Source organism: Hymenobacter sp. BT491, from assembly GCF_014349165.1.
In the GTDB taxonomy this organism is placed as follows: Bacteria; Bacteroidota; Bacteroidia; order Cytophagales; family Hymenobacteraceae; genus Hymenobacter; species Hymenobacter jejuensis.
Genome location: NZ_JACSJJ010000010.1, coordinates 51,121 through 71,994, shown reverse-complemented (window position 1 = coordinate 71,994; position 20,874 = coordinate 51,121). Strand labels below are relative to the sequence as shown.

The 20,874-nt window shown below is 55.9% G+C and carries 16 protein-coding genes; 8 read left to right on the top strand and 8 right to left on the bottom strand.

The window, feature by feature from the left end; translation table 11 throughout:
* The first annotated feature begins 285 nt into the window (after positions 1-285).
* The 4 genes from H9I52_RS22270 (at position 286) to H9I52_RS22255 (ending at position 5,095) form a co-directional block, all read left to right on the top strand.
* Positions 286-1,218 carry a LysR substrate-binding domain-containing protein gene (locus tag H9I52_RS22270; RefSeq protein WP_139515482.1) on the top strand — a complete coding sequence of 311 codons (933 nt, stop codon included), beginning with the start codon at positions 286-288 and terminating at the stop codon, positions 1,216-1,218.
* Positions 1,219-1,273: 55 nt separating this feature from the next.
* A complete protein-coding gene (locus tag H9I52_RS22265; RefSeq protein ID WP_187455700.1) occupies positions 1,274-2,044 on the top strand; it encodes an alpha/beta fold hydrolase in 771 nt (256 codons plus the stop codon).
* A 109-nt stretch (positions 2,045-2,153) separates the two neighbouring features.
* Positions 2,154-4,160: a type I pullulanase gene (pulA, locus tag H9I52_RS22260; protein WP_187455707.1), complete on the top strand. Its 2,007-nt coding sequence runs from the start codon at positions 2,154-2,156 to the stop codon at positions 4,158-4,160.
* A gap of 32 nt (positions 4,161-4,192) precedes the next feature.
* Positions 4,193-5,095 (top strand): MIP/aquaporin family protein, encoded by a 903-nt coding sequence (locus tag H9I52_RS22255; RefSeq protein WP_187455699.1) that lies wholly within the window; start codon positions 4,193-4,195, stop codon positions 5,093-5,095.
* A gap of 33 nt (positions 5,096-5,128) precedes the next feature.
* On the opposite strand, the gene H9I52_RS22250 is transcribed toward H9I52_RS22255, so the two are convergent.
* The 7 genes from H9I52_RS22250 to ruvX all read right to left on the bottom strand — a co-directional run bounded on the left by H9I52_RS22250 (position 5,129) and on the right by ruvX (position 11,128).
* Positions 5,129-7,453 carry a patatin-like phospholipase family protein gene (locus H9I52_RS22250; protein ID WP_187455698.1) on the bottom strand — a complete coding sequence of 775 codons (2,325 nt, stop codon included), beginning with the start codon at positions 7,451-7,453 and terminating at the stop codon, positions 5,129-5,131.
* A gap of 260 nt (positions 7,454-7,713) precedes the next feature.
* Entirely contained in the window at positions 7,714-8,160 is a 447-nt protein-coding gene (locus tag H9I52_RS23285) for a DUF2752 domain-containing protein (protein WP_187455697.1), read from the bottom strand.
* A complete protein-coding gene (locus tag H9I52_RS22240; RefSeq protein ID WP_139515477.1) occupies positions 8,138-8,464 on the bottom strand; it encodes a CD225/dispanin family protein in 327 nt (108 codons plus the stop codon). Before H9I52_RS22240 ends, H9I52_RS23285 begins: the two co-directional genes overlap by 23 nt.
* Positions 8,465-8,540: 76 nt before the next feature.
* Complete coding sequence (locus H9I52_RS22235; RefSeq protein WP_139515476.1) at positions 8,541-8,909, bottom strand: DMT family protein; 369 nt, start codon at positions 8,907-8,909, stop codon at positions 8,541-8,543.
* A gap of 125 nt (positions 8,910-9,034) precedes the next feature.
* A complete protein-coding gene (locus H9I52_RS22230) occupies positions 9,035-10,003 on the bottom strand; it encodes a zinc dependent phospholipase C family protein (RefSeq protein WP_187455696.1) in 969 nt (322 codons plus the stop codon).
* A 121-nt stretch (positions 10,004-10,124) separates the two neighbouring features.
* Positions 10,125-10,721, bottom strand: a complete 597-nt coding sequence (gene def / locus H9I52_RS22225; RefSeq protein ID WP_139515474.1) for a peptide deformylase — start codon at positions 10,719-10,721, stop codon at positions 10,125-10,127.
* Positions 10,718-11,128 (bottom strand): Holliday junction resolvase RuvX, encoded by a 411-nt coding sequence (gene ruvX, locus H9I52_RS22220; protein ID WP_187455695.1) that lies wholly within the window; start codon positions 11,126-11,128, stop codon positions 10,718-10,720. The genes def and ruvX overlap by 4 nt, the downstream gene beginning before the upstream one ends.
* Before the next feature lie 416 nt (positions 11,129-11,544).
* Here ruvX and H9I52_RS22215 point away from each other — a divergent pair, with 416 nt between their 5' ends.
* Both H9I52_RS22215 and H9I52_RS22210 read left to right on the top strand, forming a co-directional pair.
* Complete coding sequence (locus H9I52_RS22215) at positions 11,545-13,239, top strand: S41 family peptidase (protein ID WP_262386191.1); 1,695 nt, start codon at positions 11,545-11,547, stop codon at positions 13,237-13,239.
* A gap of 171 nt (positions 13,240-13,410) precedes the next feature.
* Positions 13,411-14,079 carry a HEAT repeat domain-containing protein gene (locus H9I52_RS22210; protein WP_139515472.1) on the top strand — a complete coding sequence of 223 codons (669 nt, stop codon included), beginning with the start codon at positions 13,411-13,413 and terminating at the stop codon, positions 14,077-14,079.
* A gap of 65 nt (positions 14,080-14,144) precedes the next feature.
* Here H9I52_RS22210 and H9I52_RS22205 read toward each other — a convergent pair whose 3' ends face one another.
* Positions 14,145-15,203: a transglutaminase domain-containing protein gene (locus H9I52_RS22205; RefSeq protein ID WP_316248072.1), complete on the bottom strand. Its 1,059-nt coding sequence runs from the start codon at positions 15,201-15,203 to the stop codon at positions 14,145-14,147.
* A 363-nt stretch (positions 15,204-15,566) separates the two neighbouring features.
* On the opposite strand from H9I52_RS22205, the gene H9I52_RS22200 reads away from it, so the two are divergent.
* Positions 15,567-16,769: a homogentisate 1,2-dioxygenase gene (locus H9I52_RS22200; RefSeq protein ID WP_187455694.1), complete on the top strand. Its 1,203-nt coding sequence runs from the start codon at positions 15,567-15,569 to the stop codon at positions 16,767-16,769.
* A gap of 152 nt (positions 16,770-16,921) precedes the next feature.
* The gene (locus H9I52_RS22195) at positions 16,922-19,435 is read left to right on the top strand and encodes a DUF5686 and carboxypeptidase-like regulatory domain-containing protein (RefSeq protein WP_187455693.1); all 2,514 of its coding nucleotides are present in this window, start codon (positions 16,922-16,924) and stop codon (positions 19,433-19,435) included.
* Positions 19,436-20,874: the final 1,439 nt, after the last annotated feature.

The following is a 20,874-nucleotide window of genomic DNA, read 5'->3' as shown; positions in this document are numbered from 1 at the left end:
CCATAATCGATGAATCTTACTCCTCTCTTTTCCTTCTCATCAGCCCCAAGTACGAGGCACAGGCGAACATAGGATAAGATAAGTTATAAGCGCAGTCTTGGCGAAGTCATAATTTAGCGCAATGAATCCTTATTGTAATTTTTGAATTATAAAGGTTTATTCATTTGTCAGTATGTTCTTAATTACTACTGCTTTTCTCAAGAAACCTGTATAACACAGCGCCTTATCTATCGATAATATTAATTTCATTTTAGAACTCATAGACAAAAACTATACCTTCGCTGGATGACGATTCAGCAGCTTGAATATGTAGTAGCGCTCGATACGCACCGGCAGTTTGTGCTGGCGGCGGAGAAGTGCTTTGTGACCCAACCTACTCTCAGCATGCAAATCCAAAAGCTGGAGGAAGAATTGGGCGTGTTGCTGTTTGATCGTAAAAAGAAGAAAGTAGAACCCACGGCGGTCGGGGCGAAAGTGGTGCAACAGGCCCGGTTGGTGCTGCGCGAAGCCTACCAACTCCGCGACGTGGTGCAACAGGAAAAAGGCGAAATGGTGGGCGCCCTGCGCATCGGCATCATCCCGACGCTGGCGCCGTATCTGGTGCCGCTTTTTCTGCTGGAACTGGTGGAGAAATACCCGCGGCTGCGCGTGCAGGTGGAGGAAATGCCCACCGACCAGATTGTGCAGCGCCTCAAGGAAAACCAACTGGACATCGGCCTGCTCGTCACGCCCCTCGACGACCGCAGCCTGCGCGAAGTGCCCGTACTGGAAGAACCGTTTTTGGCGTACGTATCGGAAGGGCATGCGCTGTACGGACAAGCCACCGTGAAGCCTTCCGACCTGAGCTTTCCGGATTTATGGCTGTTGCAGCAAGGGCATTGCTTTCGCCATCAGGTACTTAACATTTGTGCGCCCGCCAATCTCAACCAGCCACGGCGTTTCGTGTACGAAAGTGGCTCCATCGAAACGCTCAAGGAAATGGTGCGCCGCAACCAGGGCTTTACGCTGGTGCCGGAGCTATCGGTGCTCAACGAGATGGATAACAACCTCATGATCAAGCGCTTCGACGCGCCCGAACCGGTGCGCGAAGTAAGCCTAGTGACGCACCACGGCTTTGTGCGCACGGGTCTGCTGGACAGTCTGCGCGAATTGCTGCTTCGACACGTGCCCGAGCGGCTGCATGCGGGCCAGTCGGGGCAGAAGATTCGGTGGAAATAACGGCACCCCAGAGCGGAGTTTGCGTATGCAGATTTCCTCATTTTCTCTGCTACCCATGCCTGCAACGCCCGTTGTTCTTCCGGTGCTAGAACTCGGCCAAGGCCCGGTTTCGCTCGTGTTTTTACACTACTGGGCGGGCTCCGGCCTGGAGTGGCAGCCGGTGATGGAGCTGCTGGCCTCCACTTATCACTGCCTGGCCCCCGACCTGCGTGGGTTTGGCTCCGCTCCCGCGCCCGAAACAGGCTATGCCGTAGCCGATTACGCAGCCGATGTGGCAGCCCTGATTGCCGAACGTCACCTTACCAACTACGTGCTGGTGGGCCACTCGATGGGTGGGAAGTTTGCTATGTATCTGGCAACTCAGCAGCCTTCAGGCCTGCGCGGCTTGGTGTTGGTGACGCCCTCCCCGCCCACTCCCGAACCCATGACCGACGAAGGCCGCCTAGCCAACCTGCGCGCCTATGGCATTGACGTGGCGGCAGCCAGCACATTCGACCACATCACGGCTCGTCCGCTGAGCCCGGCCACTCGCCAGCAGGTAATCGCGGACAACCTGCGGACTTCGCGCCGTGCCTGGGACGAATGGATGTTGCACGGCAGTCGCGAAAACATATCCGCCTTGATGAGCCTCGTGCAGGTGCCAGCCATCATCCTCACCGGCGACTCCGATCCGGTGCTTTCGCCCTCGGTACAAGGCTTGGAAACGCTGCCCTATCTGGCTCCGAATACGCACCTGGAAATCATTCCGGGCGCCGGGCACTTGCTGCCACTGGAAGCGCCCGCAGAAGTTGCGGAGCTAATCCGATCATTTATTATAAAACTTTGATTATCAAATATTTATATAAAACCAAGTAATGCTGTTATGGCGAGGAAGTGAAGAAACAATGCCCGCCACGACCCGAATTTTCCGGAGCATGTTTGCTCTGATTTCCAATATGCGAATCGCCCGTTTCCTGCTCCTATTGCTTACCATTACCTCCTGTTTGCGCCCGGCAGCAAAGCTCGTCGGCCCCGATTACACCAAATACCCAACCTATACCGGCCCGGATCTGGGCCTTACGTTCACGGGCGGCCGGGCCAAGCTGCGCGTTTGGGCTCCGACTGCCGAGGCGCTGCGCCTGAAGCTCTACGCCACGGGCAGCGGCGGCGCACCGGTGGCGGAGTATGCCATGCAAAAAGCGGAAGGAGGCACTTGGCTTTATACGTTGCCGCCGCAGCCCGCCGGGCTGTTTTATGTAGTGCAGGCAACCATCGGCGGCCGACAGATGGCCGAAGTACCTGATCCTTATGTACATGCAGTAGGCCTGAATGGGCAGCGCGGAGCGTTGCTCGACCCCGCTACGGCGAACCCTACCGGCTGGCAAGACGACTTACGCCCCCGACTAGCGCGGCCCGGCAACGTCATCTTGGGGGAGCTGCACCTTCGTGATCTGTCGATGCACCCACAGTCGGGGATTCAGCACAAAGGCAAATACCTGGGCCTCACGGAAACCGGCACGCGTGGCCCCGGCGACGTCAGCACGGGCCTCGACCATCTGAAAGACCTCGGCATCACGCACGTACACCTGCTGCCCACCAACGATTTTGCCTCCATCGACGAAAGCAAGCCGGAAGAAAACCGCTACAACTGGGGCTACGAACCCCAGCACTTTACGGTGCCCGAAGGCACTTACGCTACCGATGCCACCGATCCGGCCGTGCGAATCCGAGAATTCAAGCAAATGGTTAAGTCGTTGCATGACAACGATTTACGTTTGGTGCTTGATGTAGTCTACAACCATACCTTGCAAGCCAACCGCGGCAGCTTCGACCAGCTGGTGCCCGGCTACTACTACCGCCAGACGGCCGACGGCAACTACTCCAACGCCACGGCCTGTGGCAACGAAATAGCCTCGGAGCGCCCGATGGTGCGTAAGCTCATCGTGGAATCGGTGGCGTATTGGGCCCGCGAATACCACGTCGACGGCTTCCGCTTTGACCTGATGGGCGTGCTGGACCTCGAAACCATGCGCGCCGTGCGGGTGGCCCTCGATCAGATCGATCACTCCATTTTCATTTACGGCGAAGGCTGGACGGCGGGGGCTAGTCCGGTGCCGGAAAGCCAGCGGGCCGTGAAAGCCAATATGCAGCGCCTCGACCGCATCGCGGCCTTCGGCGACGAGCTGCGCGACGGGGTAAAAGGCCACGTATCGCGCCAGACCGAGCCCGGTTTTGCCAGCGGGCAGCCGGGGCTGGAGGAAAGCGTGAAGTTCGGCATTGTGGCCGCTACCGAGCACCCACAGCTTGATTATCAGAAGGTTAATTATTCGAAAGCGCCGTGGGCTGGTTCTCCTTCGCAGAGCATCAACTATGTGGCCTGCCACGACGACCGCACCCTCTGGGACAAGCTGGTGGTAGCCAACCCCGGCGTTTCGGAAGCCGAGCTGATCCGCATGGATTTGCTGTGCGGCGCCATCGTCTTTACCTCGCAGGGCGTCCCGTTTCTGGCCGTCGGCGATGACTTTTTGCGGACCAAAGGCGGCTCTAACAACTCTTACAACCTGCCCGACAACGTCAACCAACTCGACTGGGCCCGCAAAGCCCAGTACGTCAGCGTACACGAGTTTTACCGCCAACTGATCGAGCTGCGGCGCGCACATCCGGCGTTTCGCCTCGCCACTACCGAGCTGATACAGAAGCACTTAGAATTTCTACCGACAATGCCGGCAGGCACCATCGGCTATCGCCTCCACGACCACGCCGGCGGCGACCGCTGGAATACCATTGTGGTGCTGTTCAACGGCAACCGCACGGCTACGGCCGTGAGCATACCCGCCGGCACGTATTCCGTGGTGTTGCGCGGCGACCAGATCAATCCGCAGGGCCTGGAGAAGCTCAACCAAGCCGAAGGCCAGCCGTTGATCGTGCCCGCTACCACGGCTCTGTTGCTGGTTCAACCGTAGCCCAACCATAACTCTGATCATAGCCCGCCCGTTTGTACCCACACGCTTCGGCGCTCTCCCCCGAAGCGCTGGGAACCCGGCAAATGGCGTTTGTTTCGAAGTTGCGTTCAGCTTGGCAGCGGCATTGGCAGCATTACGTAGCCGAAGCAGCTGGCATTGCTTTCTTTCTGAGTTCGGCCAGCTTGCTCACGGTGCTTCTGGAGCACCCGGCCTCGCCGGGCTACCAAGCGCTAAGTCAGCACCCAACCATCCGTACCGCGCTCATGGCGGTGGCCATGGCGCTGGTTATCGTGCTGATTGTGTACAGCCCGTGGGGCAAACGATCCGGGGCCCACATCAACCCGGCCGTGACGGTGGCTTTCTGGCATTTAGGCAAAATCCGGACGGCAGACGCGGCCTGGTACATCGTGGCGCAGGTGGCAGGAGCCATCGGGGCTGGCCAACTGATGAAGCTCGTGCTGGGCAGTTTCTACGCGCATCCGGCTGTGCACTACGTCACGACTCAACCCAAACCGGGTGGCTCGGGGCAAGCGTTTTTGGGCGAATTCATCATCAGCTTTATCTTGATGATGAGCATGTTGGTGGCGCTGCATTCGCGCCAACTTAAGAAATGGACGGGCTGGCTGGTAGGAGTGCTGCTGGCTTTGTTTATCCTTTTCGAAACGCCTTTTTCCGGCATGAGCCTCAATCCGGCCCGTACTTTGGGCGCGGCCGTAGCCGCCAACAGCTACACTGGCCTCTGGATCTACTGGGCCGCCCCAGTTCTGGCAATGTGGCTCGCCACCAGTGCTTTCCAGATGGTGTACGGACGAACTTCGCTGGCCTGCGCCGTGCTGGCGGGCTGCGAGGCTGCCGCCAACACGCCGTTGCACGCTGACGCAGGCCCCGCTACGGCCGAACCGCCGCAATACCCGGATGCCAGCGGAAAAGGATAATGCATAAATAATTAATAATCAATTAGTTGTGTATTATTCCAAAGACTTTGCATGGAATAGCAAATAGCCAATGTGGGCAAACACAGCCCAGCGCCGCGACGAATCGTCGTAGTGGATGAGGTGCACGGCCAGCGGGCCGATGGGGTTGAGCTGGTAGATAAAGCCTGTGCTGGTCGTCAGACGCGGGCGATCGAAGCCGTGCTTGAGAATGCCGCGCTGGTTGAGCGGATCGTCGCTGGCCTCCACGGGCTGGTAGCGCAGGTGCGTAAACGCTTCGGTACGCCATTCGATTTTGCCCAGGATGCTGCGCGAATACCGCAAGCCCGCCGCCACGTACCGCGCCGAGCGGTAGTTGTCCAGAAACAGCGTGCGCGAATCAACGAGCGGCGTAAACGAGGGCGAAGTCGTCAGCGACGAGCGGTAATTCACGAACCGTCCTTGCGTGCTGACCATGATTTCGCCGAAATAGCCCCAGTTGCTTTTCTTGTCTTTCAGGGGGTAATAGTTTTCGTAGGTGCCCGAAAATTGTAGCCATTGGTGGTCCTGCGTGCGCTTATCGGTGAGCACCGAAGTTGAGCCCGGGCGGTAGCTTTCCGTGCCGCGCACCCCACGCACGCTGATGAGGGCACGGCGGCCGGCCGTGGGGTATTGCTTACGATTCAGGGAGTTGCGGGTAAAGCGCAGCGAAGAAGTTACGCCTCGAAAACTGGTGCGGTCCAGAATATCGCTCGACGAGACCTCCTTGCGGTTGGCGTAATTATCCTGATTGCCGAAGTAGGCGCCTTCCAGCGTCACGCGGCTCCGGAAGTTGGGGCTAATGCCAAGCTGCACGCCCGCCGACAAGTCGCTTTGCTCGATGAGCGTGTTCTGCACGTCGCGGCCCAGCAGGCCGCCGGTACGCTGGTAGCTCCAGTTGTTGTAGGTTATGCTGGGCTCGATGTAGTAGGGCAGCTTGGCGGGCACGCTCATCCGAAAACGGCCCTGTCCGGCATTGTAAAACCGCCCTAAGCTCACGTTAACCGCCGTCGAGTACAGCAGGCTTTTCAGGAAGCGATATTCCAGCCCGACGTAAATGTTGTCGATGGGGCGCGTGCTGAGCAGGAAACCGATTTCGGCCGACAGATTGTTATTCTGGCGTGCATCCAGGCTGAAATTGTAGCCTTCCTGGGCCTTGTCGTAGCGAATGCGCGGATAGATGTTGCGGAAAAAATCGTCGGCGGCCAAGCGGTAATACCCTTCCTCGATGTCGTCGATGGTGTAGCTCCGGCCTTCCCGCTGAAAAAAGCGCCGAACGTAAGCGTTCTGGTTGGCCTTCAGACCCTGCACCGTCACGCTTTTGAACACCGGCTTGGGCGCCCGATTCTGAAATTCGGAGCGGCGCTGAGCCAGTTCCACCGTGTCGGAACGGCGCTGAATGCGGCTAAGCATCAGCGGCAGCTTGTCCTGCGCCGATTTGGTGCCGCGCTCGATCAACTCCCGTACTTTATCGAAGTCCGTTGCGCCAAAGCCTTCTAAATCAGGCTGAATGAAGATGCCATTGGGGCCGACGGCCGTAGTATCGGCCACGTTGGCGCCCAGAAAAACCAGCGTACTGGCCAGCAGCTCGTCGTCCTTCTTAAATGGGTATTGCTTGTAGGCCACGTCGCCCACGTTCACCCCAATGATGATGTCGGGCTTGAACTCGGCGCGCATCACGTCGGTGGGGAAGTTGTTGTAGATGCCGCCGTCGAACAGATAGCGGCCGTCGGGGTTGCGAATGGGGCGAAACACCAACGGCACCGCCATGGAGTTGCGCACCGCATCGGCGAGCGAACCCTCGCGCTGAATCACCTGCTTGCGCGTAAACACCTCCGCTGCCAAACACCGGAAGGGCACAAACAACTGATCGAAGTTGTAGTCGGCCACAGCAGCCGACGGAGCTAACAGTTTGGCTAGCACGAAGTTAAGGTTTACGTCGTTTACCAAATTAGGCGTAACGCGTGTTCGGAAGGCCGAATCGATAGCCACCCCAACGTGCAACGACCCCGGCGACGGATCGGCACTGAGGTAGTTGAACGCCTTGTCTTCCAGCTGCTTGCCCGACACCCAATACTGAAACTGCGGGTCAGCCACAATTTTCTCAATTTCGGTGGGCGAATACCCCGCCGCATACATCGCTCCTACCACCGACCCCATGCTGGTACCGATGATATAGTCGATGGGTATGTGATTCTTTTCCAAGACTTTAAGCACACCTACGTGCGCCAAGCCTTTTGCCCCGCCTCCGCTCAGCACTACCCCCACACGCTGAGCCCGAACCGGACCCTGAACCAGTAAGGCCAGCAAAAACAACGGAAGCCAGCGGTACAATTTTTGCATTTCTCAAACAATGAAAACTGCCTGACAGGCAGCGGCTTTCCCTACGCAGTCACATGGCAGTAGTTGTCTTGAATATAGACAAATAGTAGCAAGCCTCACCGTTGAGCTTAAGAAGCATCAGACTAAGCAGTGAGAGTAGATGGCGCGCCTGAAACGCTGTTTTCTGCGCCACTCAGGTAACACGCGGCTGCTGCTACGACTTTGCCGTATCAGCATAATATCCTCATTATCTAGATCTTAGCTCATCCCGAACCCCTGCATCAGGGCGCAAGCCACGTACCTAATGCGCTCGGCAGGTTGCGCAACACCGCAAACAAAACGGTTGTAATAACGATCAGCCGGCCAAACCCCGGATGATACAAAAAGGAAGTGCGGCGTACTTGCCCCGTGGCCAGCGCCCGCACCCCGTCGGCGGCGCCAAATACCAGCACCGGTGCGTAGAGTACAGCCAGCAAATTTAGGCTGGCTGCTTGGCATAGCCTTCCGTGCAACAGGGCATGCAGGGCCCGCTGCGTGCCGCACCCGGGGCAATACAATCCGGTGAGCAGGTAAAATGGGCAACGCGGAAAAGGATAGCGCGCCGGATCCAGCCGAAAATAAAGGGCGGCCAGCGCGAGCCCGGCCAGCAGGCCCAGAGCAACGACGCCAGCCGCCCGTTGGGGAAGCGTGAAGGCCCGGCGGCCCTTACCGGTTGTTGAATCCGTCACCGAACCCGCTTAACATGGCTCCACCAAAGCCCAGCATCATCATAACAATCCAGATGACGGTGCCTGCCAGCCAAATGAAAAACCCGATTTTGGTCCATTTGGCTGCCTGCTCCGAGGCCCGCACCGCGCCGGCGTAGTCGCCCAGACTGTACCGCGAATTGACGTTGGCCGCGTTTACAATACCGGCGATGCCAAACGGCAAACAGCAAAAAATCGTCACTAGAATAGACTCGACCAACCAGTTTTTGGGCGGCGGACCTCCAACTGGTGGCATGCCCGTAGGCGAAGGGTAATTTTGTTCCATGTAAATAAGTAGGTGAGGTATAAGCCGGAAAAATAGGGAATCCAACCTGAACCTCAAAGGCGACGCCCCAAGCGCCTTACTTCTTAAAAATGAAGTAAACTGCCGCCACCAACAGCGCAAATCCTACCAAGTGGTTCCAGCCGAGCTTATCGGTTTTGAACACGTACACCGCGCACAGCGTGAACACCGTCAGCGACACTACTTCCTGGATTACTTTCAGCTGAAACAGGTTGAACGGGCCGCCGTTTTCGTCAAACCCGATGCGGTTGGCAGGCACTTGAAACACGTATTCAAAGAAAGCTAATCCCCAGCTAATCAATATAATACCTACGATACCCAAAGTACTGAACCACGCATATTTCTTGAATTGCAGATGGCCGTACCACGCGAAGGTCATGAACAGGTTGGAAATGGTTAGGAGCAGAACGGTGTACAGGCTTTTCATGGACAATAAGCTTAGCGTGAAGCCTTGTACGGACGAGGCTCCTACACTGATTGCAGAGAGTTAAGAATCTTGAAATGAGCTAAACCGACCTTTCTAAAGCGGTCGTTGGTGGTGCCCGAAGCTCCTCAGTCTTCGTGGCCGGCGCCGGCTGGCAGCACGGGCGCAAGCGCCGCTTCCTGAGCCAGCTGTCGCTGCTCTTTTTCGGATGGGGTTTTGGGCAATTTGCTCAAATCGGGTTGGCCGGCATCGACCCAACTTGTGTACCACAGCGCGCCTACAAGCTGCACGGCTTGGCGCATTTGCCGTTCTACCTGCCCGTGCAACGCCGCATGGTAAGCGCGGGTAAAGTCTTGAGAATACACACGTTGCGTCTGGGCACCACGGGCTTCGTAGCCGTACTTACGATCGGCCGGAAAACGGACGGTGAGTTCCTGCTCCATGCGCAGCACCGAATCGACGGCCGTGTGCGCTCGCCCAACCGCCGCCCAGATCGCCTTGGAGGGATTGTCGAGGTAAGGAGCCGGCCCTACAAAGAAATCGTAATTGCCGCTGAGCACTTCCGGTAGCCGGCTTTCCCACAGGCCATGAATGCCGCGCTGGTTAGTACGCTGGCCGTTGTAGTTGCGGGTGGTGTGCAGGGGCACGCAGGCATCGGCAACGTAATGGCCCATATCGGCGGACAGCCGCAGGATTCGGTCGGTGTCGTGCGTGCGAAAGGCTTCGGTTAGCTGCGCTTTCATGGCCCCGATGTGCCACGGCACAATTCCGTGCCGCAATAGTGAGTCTTCGCCGTAACGGGCCACGGCGTCGGCGTAACTGCGGGGCAGCTTAAAAATGGCGCTGTCGCCGTAGGCATCCACGTCGAGGAAATGCCGAGCGGCCTCACCGGGAACTACCATCCGGCGCTGATCGGGGCGGGTGGCATACGTGGTCATGTACTCGATGTTGGCTTTGTAAAACCCAATCATCTCGCGCGGTAACGTAAAGACTGCCAAGCGGTTAATCAACCGATGCCCAAAGAAGCCCCAGGCCTGCGGCTGCCGCGGAATCAGGCATAGCACAGCCAATAGCAGTAGCGACAATTGCTTTTTCACAATAGATAAAAATAGATGTTACGTAACTACCAGTATATCAAATAGTTACACCAAATCCCAAACGCGGCATGCTTCGACTTCTCTTAGCATGCCGCGTTTTACATAACTCTCTTATAGCTAATTACTTGCGCCCAGCCCCTGCAAAGCGCATCCGGTAGTCGGCTTTTACATCGCCTTTGCTGATGCGGGTGAGCTTGCCCTTGATAAGCTGCTTTTTAAAGCCCGAAATCTTGTCCGTAAACAGGACGCCTTCCAAGTGGTCGTATTCGTGCTGAATGACGCGGGCCGTCATGCCGGAAAAAGTGTCTTCGTGCTGCACCAGGTTCTCGTCGTGGTAGCGAATCACGATGGTTTCGTGTCGGTACACCATCTCGCGCACGCCAGGAATGCTCAGGCAGCCTTCCTCAAAGCCCCATTCGTCGCCGGTTTCGCTAACCATTGTGGGGTTAATAAACGCCCGCTTCACGGGGGGTTCGGAAGGTTCAACGGGCTGGCCGTCCTCGTCTTCCTCTTCCACCATCGGGGTCGAGTCAATCACGAACAGGCGGATACTCTTGCCGATCTGCGGGGCGGCCAAGCCTACGCCGTGAGCGTGGTACATGGTATCAAACATATCAGCGATAAGCTGCTTAAGCTCAGCGGCTTCGAACTCAGCGGGGATGTCTTTGGCACGGGCTTTCAGTACCGGATCACCAAAGGCAACAATAGGGTAAATCATCGGGAAGCTAAAAAAGATTGCAAAATCAGGGTGGCGCTCACGCGGTCGACGGTGGCTTTGTCGCGCCGGTCTTTCTTGGAAAGGCCGCCGGCCAGCATCGCTTGATGCGCCATACGCGAGGTAAACCGCTCATCTATCTCATACACAGGCACTTCTGGCATATCGCGCCGCAACCGGCGTACCAGCCCAACTACGGCGCTCGTCACGTCCGTTGGTTCGTTGAGCAGGGTGCGGGGCATGCCCACGACCAGCGCCTCTAGTGGCTCGCGTTGGTGATACGCTTTGAGGTAGGCCAAAAGGTCTTGGCTGTGTATGGTTTCCAGGGGCGTAGCGATAATCTGGAGCGGGTCGGTTACCGCCAATCCCACGCGCTTGTTGCCGTAGTCGATAGCAAGAATGCGGCCCATGGCGAGTTGAGAATGAGGTGGAAAAGGAAAAGCAGCAGCAACGACCGACAGCAGCACAAAGATACGACAGGCAAACGAAGCACCGGCAAGTTATCCGCAACTCCAAGTGGCAAATGCTGGATGTTTCCATCTGCTGAGCTTTGAAAAAGCCAATCTCCTATAAATTAAAATAGTTATATTATTTAAACACTTCAGACAACTAACACAAGAGCCTAACCAGTCCATTTTACACCTGCATATTGCTCTATTTTAAGCCTATATAGTTCTTATAATATAAAAAATTGCACTGTTATTGGAAATTTCAGAGTGACTGCTACTGACCTTGATTTTCTAGGAAAAGTTTCAATAGATTTGAATCCTTGCCTCTGATTTATAGCACTTTTTTATCGCTCCAACCTCTACACTCTCTGCTGTTTATGAACGCCGAGCCGAACGCGGAGCCGACGCCTAAGTCGGGAACTACGCCGGAACCCAAGCCTCGCACTTCGAGGCGGCCAATGCGGCAGCCGCTGCTATTGGCCGTGGCGTTGGCGTGCGGAGTGTTGCTAGGAGCCAACCCGTTTCGGCCATCCAGCCAAAACCCCGACGCCACATCGCGCGGCTACCTGAAGTTCAAGGAGATTCTGAGCTACGTCGACCGCGATTACGTCGATACGGTAGATGCCGAACAGCTTTCGGACTATGCCATCAGCCGGATGCTGGAGCGCCTCGATCCGCACTCGGTGTACATCCCGGCTCAGGAGGAACAAAAGGTGTCTGCTTTCCTGCAAAACGACTTTGATGGCGTAGGCGTGGAATTCAACCTGTTCCGCGATACAGCCACTGTGATTGCCCCCCTAAACGGTGGCCCGGCGGAGCAAGCCGGCCTCCAGACCGGCGACCGGATTTTGGCCGTCAACGGCACGCGCGTTACGGGCATTCATGTAACTATGGATCAGATGTTTGGCCTGCTGCGCGGTCCGCGCGGCAGCAATGTGCAGCTACAAGTACTGCGCCGCCACCAAAGCCAGCCAATTACTGTATCCGTAACGCGGAGCCGCATTCCCAATAGCTCGGTGGAAGTTGCGTACATGGTCGATAACCAGACTGGCTACATCAAGATAACGCGCTTTGCATCTGGGACTTACGATGATTTCAAACAAGCTCTTGGCGACCTAAAGCGCCAAGGACTGAGCCGGTTGGTGCTGGATTTGCGCGGCAACCCAGGTGGTTACCTCGATCGCGCTACCAAACTGGCCGACGAGTTTATCAGCGGTACTCGCAAGCTGGTCTACACCGATGGCAAAGGCGATCAGTACGACACCCAAACCTACTCGCGCGTACTGGGCGAGTTTGAGGAAGGCCCGTTGGTAGTGCTCGTTGACGAAGGCAGCGCTTCGGCGGCCGAAGTAGTCGCCGGTGCCTTGCAGGACCATGACCGGGCTCTGATTGTGGGTCGCCGCACGTTTGGCAAAGGCCTTGTCCAGCAGCCCATTACCCTAGCCGATGGCTCGGAATTGCGCCTCACCATTGCCCGCTACTACACGCCATCTGGTCGCTCGATTCAGAAGTCGTACCGCAACGGGTTGGCCGCTTACGAAAAGGACTTGACGGAGCGGGCACGCCACGGCGAGTATTTCCACGCCGACAGCATCCACTTTGCCGATTCGCTGCGTTTCCGCACCGACCACGGGCGGACGGTGTATGGCGGCGGCGGCATCATGCCCGATTTGTTTGTGCCCCGCGACACGATGGCGGCTTCGTCGTACTTCACGCGCTTGCAGGGCCGCAATATGCTGCGGGAGTTTGCGCTCAATTTCTACCAAGATCACAAGACGGAGCTGGAAGGTATGCGTTTCGAGCAGTTCAAAAGCACTTTCCAAATCTCTGATACTCAATTACAAAGCCTGGCAGCTCGGGCGGCACACGAAGGCATCACAACGAATGCGACTTGTCTGCGCCGCTGCTCGCCTCTGTTGCGCAACCAGCTGAAGGCCTACATCGCCCGCAGCGCCTATGGCAAAACGGCTTATTTCCAAGTGCTGCACGACCGTGACCCTGAGATGCAGCAAGCTTTACACGCTGTAGGCGACGGAGTAACCCTGCTGGCCCAAGGCCTGACGATGAAATAGCCCCTGCCCAGCACTGCTGGCTTTCGACCACATCCCTTTCCTAACCTAGTACCATCCTCCCCAGCCCAAAATTACAAAATATTGATTATCAATAGTTTGAAGTAGCCTCCTTTTAAAGTAACGCTTGTATGAGTGCAGTGGAACAACCCGTAATTTTTAACTGAAGAACGGATGAGCGACGTGAACACAAATCTGCGGAATGCGCTGGATCTGTTTTGGAAGTATGTGGCACACCATCAGGGGGCGACCTCGGTGGAAGAAGTAAAAGTTGATTTTTGGGACGACGACCAGGATACGCCCGAGCGCCGCGCACTGCGCAACAACCTGCTGCAAGCGGTAGCCCACGAAATCGAGTTGCAAAATTGGGGCAAAGGCGACGTAGCAGGCATTGACCTGCTGCTGGAAGCCATTACGGCCGATTATCTGCACGAAGAAGTGCTGTACGATTGCCTGGAGCACTTGCGCGTAAACTGCCGCACGCTGCTCATGACGCGGGGCATGCTTTCGCCGCTGCACCACACGCGTTATCTCATGGCCGAGCACGTGGCGCAGTACAACGTGCCCGACCGCAGCGCGCTGCTGGAGTTTTTGATTTGCCACGACGACCACAAATTGGTCATCCGGTATGCTCTCAATTCCCTATCCGATTTGCATCCGGCGCAAGCCGTACCCTACGCCTTAGAGCGCTTGGCGGATGAGGACGAATACATCCGACTGTCGAGCGTGCTGGCGTTGCAGGCGGCCCGGCAAAACCTGCCGGTAGAAGTCATTAAGCCCCTGCTCAACGACCCCAGCGAATACGTCCGAGATGTGGCCACAGTAATGGTACAACGAGCTTAACCTAACCCGAACGCTAACGGATAAACTTCTACTAATCAAATATATACACCTTACTCTAGCGCCCGCTATTTAGAAGCAGGGGCTGGGGCGGCATCGTGGTAAGAGAACTTCTTATCGATGCTGGTGAAAGGTTTGCCGTCTACTTCCGCATAGGGGTAGATGAAGAAGTTGAGCGGCCCGTTGTGCTGCGGCGGGGCCAGCGCCAGATCGCGGCCCCGGGTAAACTCGACGCGGTTTTCGTCGTGGGCACCGAAGAAATACGTGCGGCGTGACGGGTCTTTGGCCGCTTCGGAGGCATCGACGGGCACCCAGCCTGTTTCTTTGGTGTAGAACTCGGCCCAGCAATGGTAGCCTTGCACTTGGCCTTCACCACGATCGGCAGGAAGCGGGAAGCCGATGCTGAAACGCGCCGGAATGCCGACGGCCCGGCAGTAGCCAATAAACACTGCGTGGAAGTCGGTGCAATTGCCGCGCCGGGCATCGCAGGCGTAGTAAATGTCGCCGCGGCCCCAGCCCTGCCCCGACTTGTCGTACTTCACTGTCGAGACGACGTGCTCGTAAATAGCGCGGGCTTTTTCCAAATCCGTTTTGGCGTTGGCTTTCGCCACGACTTCCGTAGCCCAGGTTTTGATCTGGTTGTCGAGGGGCACCAGTTTATCGGGCTGAAGCCAACGCTGCATGCCGGGGTCGGCAGGCTCGGTGGAGGCTTTGCGGCTGGCGGTGGGCACGAGAGTTGGGTTGATGTGCTCGCGGCGCAGCGCGTCAAAATGCATCGTCACCGTGAAAGCAGTTTCTTTCGGGTTCAGCAGATTCAGATGCAGGATGTGATTGCCGTATTGCGACGTCACCACTTCGTAAGGATACGGCGAATCAACTTGCAAATCATTGATATTCTGTGACTTATCGGAGTGCGGAACTGGCAGCCACAGATCGACTTGCTTGGCCCCCGCCGGGATATCGCGCACCGTAGCCTGGTATTCAAAGCGGAAAGCGCGGCTCCGCAACGCCGTAGCCGAAGTGCTTTTGGGTGCGTAAGCCGTGACCGCCAGCGCACCGGAAGTAGTTAGCAGCAGCGCGACGCCCCACGTGCGTACGCGGCGTAGGGAGGTAGAAAGGATTTTCACAGGCAGAACTTAGAGTAGCGAACAAGCAACCAACAGCACCTTGACAACTCAATTTGAAGCGCCAGGGTTGAGGACACCCCCGTATTTTTTGGCTTCGATAACATTACAGCAAAGGTAGCGCCTATATAAGACTCTTTACCGCGCACCCAATTCTATCATAACACATTAATAATCAACATTTTATAAAACAACAAAGCATTTAAGACTTCAGACTTGACTCACTACATTGTCTTGATTAACAATAAGTTATTTATTAAAAGCGCTGCCAGCGCGTAGTGGGCACTGCCTGCCCTTCGTCATCAGAAAGCCCTGGGCTGCGTATCTTTAGGAAGGCTTTCCCGCTCACCCTCCACCCGCACCCATATGGCTTATTATCACCGCGTTGGCCAGATTCCGCACAAGCGCCACACCCAATTCCGACAACCCGATGGCTCGCTTTATTCCGAGCAGTTGGTAGGCACGCTTGGGTTTCATGGTGTTTCGTCGTTGCTCTACCACATTCATCCACCCACCCAAATCAAAGAAGTAGGTGCGCCTGTACCCTACGGCGCTAAATACCTAAAGGAAAGACCCTTACAGCCCAGTCACTTACGCACCCTAGCGCAGACTACTACCGGCGGCGACTACTTGCAGGCGCGTCAGACGCTGCTTGGCAACGCCGACGTGACGCTCAGCATCTGCAATCCGACTGAGCGCCGGATGCAGTACTACTACAAAAACGCGCTGGCCGACGAAGTCATCTTCGTGCACGAAGGCCGCGGCGAATTGTGGAGCCAACTGGGCAAGGTGGCTTTCGAACCCGGTGATTATGTGGTAGTTCCGCGCACCATCATTCATCAGCTCCACTTCGAGGAAGGTCCGGTTCGTCTGTTTATCATCGAGTCGTTTAGCCCCATTGAAACATGCCGGCGCTACCGCAACCATTTTGGGCAGCTGCTGGAACACGCGCCCTATTGTGAGCGCGACATGCGACCGCCTCACGAGCTCATCATTCAGACGGAACCCGGCGAGTACCTCGTCCAGATCAAGAAGGAAGGCTTCCTGCATCAGCTTACTTATGCGCACTCGCCGTTTGACGTGGTGGGTTGGGATGGCTATTTCTACCCATATGCCTTTAGCATTCATGACTTTGAGCCCATTACGGGCCGCATTCACCAGCCGCCGCCCGTCCACCAGACTTTTGAGGCACACAACTTCGTGATCTGCTCGTTTGTGCCGCGACTCTTTGATTATCACCCCCTTAGCATTCCGGCACCTTACAACCACTCCAACGTCGACTCCGACGAGGTGCTGTATTATGTGGCGGGCAATTTTATGTCGCGCAAGGGCATTGACCTGGCCTCCTTTACGGTGCATCCCAGCGGCATTCCGCACGGGCCGCACCCGGGCACTGTGGAAGCGAGCATCGGCAAAACCGAAACCCGCGAGCTGGCCGTGATGGTGGATACGTTCCGGCCGCTTTACCTCACCGACGTGGCGTTGCAGTACCTCGACGAGAAGTACCCCATGAGCTGGAACCCTGATTTTGTGCACGAGTCGCCCCGCTCGGCCGATATGATGGATTAAAGCTTCAGGGTAACAACCACTTAATGAATCTTTCAAAAGGCCACCCCGTTCTGAGGTGGCCTTTTAAATTTCCTGCTTTTGCTTGGTGCGTTTGCGTAACTTGACGGGGTTGGCCTTAGTAGAAGGAAGCCTAGTTTGCCCCGAAATACTCTATGAAGAACGCTGCGCTGCTGCTATTTTGGCTATTGCTGCTGGCGGGTGTTGCGCCCGCGACGGCGCAACGCATTTTGTGCTCGGGGCAAATTACGGAGGCCGGCAACGGACATCCGGTGCCGTTTGCCTCGGTATTTGTACCGGGTACCAGCAACGGCACTACCGCCGACGAGCAAGGCCGCTACCAGCTCACGCTTCCGCAACCCGCTGATACGATTGCCGCTTCGGCGCTGGGCTTTGCGCCCCAGAAAAAGCATCTTACTACCGACGCTACCCAGACCGTCAACTTTACCCTTCGGGGCGGCGCCGTGACGCTGGGCGAGGTAACCGTGCGCCCCCACGAAAACCCGGCGTACGCAATTATGCGCCAGGTGCAGGCCCACAAGCCCCAAAACAACAAGCGCGAGCTGCAAGCCTTCGAATTCGACAGCTACAACCGCGTCGCCGTTTCCATTTCCAACCTGCCGGCCAAGATCAGCAACCGCAGCGTTTTCAAGGACATGATGGCCGTGGCCGATAGCAAAGGCCAGCCGCTTGGTCCCGACGGCAAGCCCCTGCTGCCCATTTTTGCTTCGGAAGTACTATCGCGTCTGTATGTTCGCCACGATCCGTTGCGCAAGCGCGAGGAGATTCGACGCACCCAGATGCGTGGGGTAGCTCCGCGCGACGGCTCGGTGCTCTCGCAGATTCTGGGGTCGTCGTTTCAGGACTGGGATTTTTATCCCAATTGGCAACAGCTTCTGGGTAAGGACTTTATCTCGCCCATTGCCGACGGCTGGAAGTTTACCTACGAATACGACCTGCAGGATTCGGTGTACGTGGGCAAGGACTGGTGCTACCAATTGGGCGTGGCGCCGCGGCGGGCCGGTGACTTGGCTTTCACGGGCACCATCTGGATCACGGCCGACAGTTACGCCCTGCGCCGCGTCGATTTGACGGTAGCGCCCAAAGCCAATCTCAACTTCGTTGACCAAGTTAAAGTGCAGCAGGAATTGGTGCCTTCCGAGGCGGCCAGTCAGTGGCTGCCCAAACGCACCCATGTCGTGATCGGGTTGAAGCCGACCAAAGGCAGCACAGGCTTTCTGGCTGATTTTACCACCATCAATTCCAATTTCGACGTCAATCACCCTAAGCCTCTGGTTTTCTATGCATTACCCGTAGAAACCATGCCGGATGCGTACGCTCCGCTGACGGCTGACTACTGGGAGAAAAACCGGCCCGACTCTCTGTCGCTCGATGAGCAGCGCACGTTTGCGGTGCTGGACTCGGTACGGAAGCTCCCCTCCGTGCACTCGACGCTGGAACTGGCCGACATCGTCGTGAATGGCTACAAACGCGTGGGCAACTGGGATTTAGGTCCGGTGATCAATACGTATTCCTTCAACAGCATTGAGGGAAACCGCTTTCGGGTGGGTTTCCGCACTACGCCGGAAATCAGCGCCGACTGGCTGACGCGGGCTTACCTCGCTTATGGTACCCGCGACGGCCGCTTCAAGTACGGCGTACGCGTCAGCCGCATCCTCAACCGCCGCACCTGGACGGTGGCCACCGTGGAGCGCCGACACGACATCGACCAAGTGGCACTGCTCGACAACGACTACGCCCTTGAAAACCCGCTTTATGAAATGTCGGCGCGCATGGGCAACATCTCCAACGGCCGGCCGCTCATGCGCGACCTCAATACGCTAACGCTCCAAACCGATCTGTTTCGGGGCTTTACCCAGAAGGTCAGCCTGCGCTACCAGCGGTTCAATCCACTCTACAACTTTGCTTATTACAATACGGATGTGCGCCAGCCCGGGGCGCCCACTGAAGACGATTATGCCCTCACCGAACTGGTGCTGGAATCACGCTACGCCCGCGACGAAGTCCTGATCCAGAACCAGAACCGCCGCTACGCCATCGGCCTGATGAAGTGGCCGGTGCTGACCTTCCGCTACACCGCCGGTTTTGACAACGTGCTGGGCAGCGATTTTAAGTATCACAAATTCAATCTGTTAGTCACACAAAGCGTGAAGCTCGGCCAGCTTGGTCGCACCGACTACGTCCTCGACGGCGGCTATATTCCGAGCACCGTCCCGTACCCGGTACTCAAGACGCACTTGGGCAATGAGTCGCCGTTTTACAACGGGGCCGCGTTCAACCTGATGCGTTACTTCGAATACGTCAGCGACCGCTACGTTTCTTTCCGTTTTGAAAATCACTTCGAGGGCTTCCTGCTCAACAGTGTGCCGGCAATCAAGCGGCTGAACTGGCGCCTGATCGCCAGCGGTAATGTCCTCTACGGCAGCGTAAGCGACGCCAATCGGGCCATCAACCCACCGTTCGATGCCACGGGCACGCCGCTACCGACATTCCAGTCATTGGGCCGCACACCCTATGCCGAAGCCGGGTACGGTATTGAGAACATTTTCAAGGTGGTGCGCATCGACTTCCTGCACCGGCTGACTTACCGCAACGTGCCTGGCGCCCGCAATTTTGGAGTTAAGCTAAGTTTGCAGTTCAAACTGTAAGTTCTTCGAAAGGTACAGCTTCAAAACCCAGCTACTAGCTCTTATTGGGTAGTTGTTGGCTATCCCTTAGCCCGTTTGTGCCTGTATCAACACGAACTTGAGCCCTGGTGAGTCTATAAGATTCACTGCGCTAAGCGCCTCTTATCGGATTTTAACTATTCCGCGCTACCTCAGATTTATTTTCGATTGAGCTTGATTCAACACAGAATCCTGTTTACACTGTAACATCCTTATTATCAGATGTTTATAAATAAAGCAAGTGCTAAGCTGTTTAGCGAATCGTGAAGCTCAACATATAAGCTATCCCTGCGGCAATTACACAGTCGGCGCTTGAGAAGAGTATCGAATTCGTCGACCCAAAATATAGGTTGAACGAGCAGAATCGCACGTGTACGGATAAGTGATAAAAAAAGTTGTTATAAATCTATAATAATTAGAACTGTTACATTTATTATTAGATATTTACTCTATTACTGGCCTCTAGGCTTTCCTTTTCCTCATTTGCTTCTTCATTACTCATGGCTATCGTTAGCCAAGAGAATAGCTTTTGTTTTTTTGTATTTATTCCATATTAACTAGCACCCATCTTACCCCTCATAACAACTGTATGAGTACACACCTACCCACTCAAAAAATTAGAATACGCTTCGGAGCTTATGGGTTCCTGCTGTTCTTATTGTTATTCCTGCTGTCATCGGCAGGCGCTATGGCCCAAACGGTCACTTCTGATAAGGATGACTATGCGCCCGGTGAAATTGCTCACATCACAGGCACCGGCTGGACAAGCGACCAAATGGTTCACGTCGAGTTCAAAGAAGATCCCGACTATCCCGACTATCACATCTATGACGTAGCTGTGGACGCTGACGGCACTTGGCAGATTGATTATGCCATTGAACAGCGGCATTTGGGGGTCAAGTTTACTGTAACTGCTGTCGGGCAACAAACTGGTGCCAAGGCTACAACTGTGTTTACCGATGGACTTTTGAGTACCGTGAGCGTGCAATTACAAACGGGCTCACCTTCATCTGGTAGTTTTGGTGCTTCCACAACACTGAAGTATGATGTTAAGCTCACCAAAACGGGAGGGGGGGCTGAGAACTATAATCTTACCATTTCTGGCTTGCCTACTGGAGTCAATTCTTCATTCAGCCCCTCAACCTTAAGTCTTGCATCATCAAATCCCTCAGAGGCAACTTCTACTCTTACAATAATTACCAGTGCGAGTACACCTATAAATTCTTATAGCTTTAGTGTTAAAGGAACGAATACTGGTACTGGACTTTCCACAGATAATAAGTCTGCAACGGGTACTCTAACGGTTACCTCTTCCAGTAATGCAACTAGTCTTGCAGTAGGTGCTGCTTCGGGCACATATGGAGGAACGACAACATTATCTGCAACTCTGACCTCCGGGGGAAACCCTGTGGGCGGGAAGA

What these genes read in the sequence shown, in the direction of transcription:
- H9I52_RS22270 (WP_139515482.1), top strand. Translation starts at nt 286, where the DNA reads ATGACGATTCAGCAGCTTGAATATGTAGTAGCGCTCGATACGCACCGG.
- H9I52_RS22265 (WP_187455700.1), top strand. Translation starts at nt 1,274, where the DNA reads ATGCCTGCAACGCCCGTTGTTCTTCCGGTGCTAGAACTCGGCCAAGGC.
- pulA (WP_187455707.1), top strand. Translation starts at nt 2,154, where the DNA reads ATGCGAATCGCCCGTTTCCTGCTCCTATTGCTTACCATTACCTCCTGT.
- H9I52_RS22250 (WP_187455698.1), bottom strand. Translation starts at nt 7,453, where the DNA reads ATGCAAAAATTGTACCGCTGGCTTCCGTTGTTTTTGCTGGCCTTACTG.
- H9I52_RS22240 (WP_139515477.1), bottom strand. Translation starts at nt 8,464, where the DNA reads ATGGAACAAAATTACCCTTCGCCTACGGGCATGCCACCAGTTGGAGGT.
- H9I52_RS22235 (WP_139515476.1), bottom strand. Translation starts at nt 8,909, where the DNA reads ATGAAAAGCCTGTACACCGTTCTGCTCCTAACCATTTCCAACCTGTTC.
- def (WP_139515474.1), bottom strand. Translation starts at nt 10,721, where the DNA reads ATGATTTACCCTATTGTTGCCTTTGGTGATCCGGTACTGAAAGCCCGT.
- ruvX (WP_187455695.1), bottom strand. Translation starts at nt 11,128, where the DNA reads ATGGGCCGCATTCTTGCTATCGACTACGGCAACAAGCGCGTGGGATTG.
- H9I52_RS22215 (WP_262386191.1), top strand. Translation starts at nt 11,545, where the DNA reads ATGAACGCCGAGCCGAACGCGGAGCCGACGCCTAAGTCGGGAACTACG.
- H9I52_RS22210 (WP_139515472.1), top strand. Translation starts at nt 13,411, where the DNA reads ATGAGCGACGTGAACACAAATCTGCGGAATGCGCTGGATCTGTTTTGG.
- H9I52_RS22200 (WP_187455694.1), top strand. Translation starts at nt 15,567, where the DNA reads ATGGCTTATTATCACCGCGTTGGCCAGATTCCGCACAAGCGCCACACC.
- H9I52_RS22195 (WP_187455693.1), top strand. Translation starts at nt 16,922, where the DNA reads ATGAAGAACGCTGCGCTGCTGCTATTTTGGCTATTGCTGCTGGCGGGT.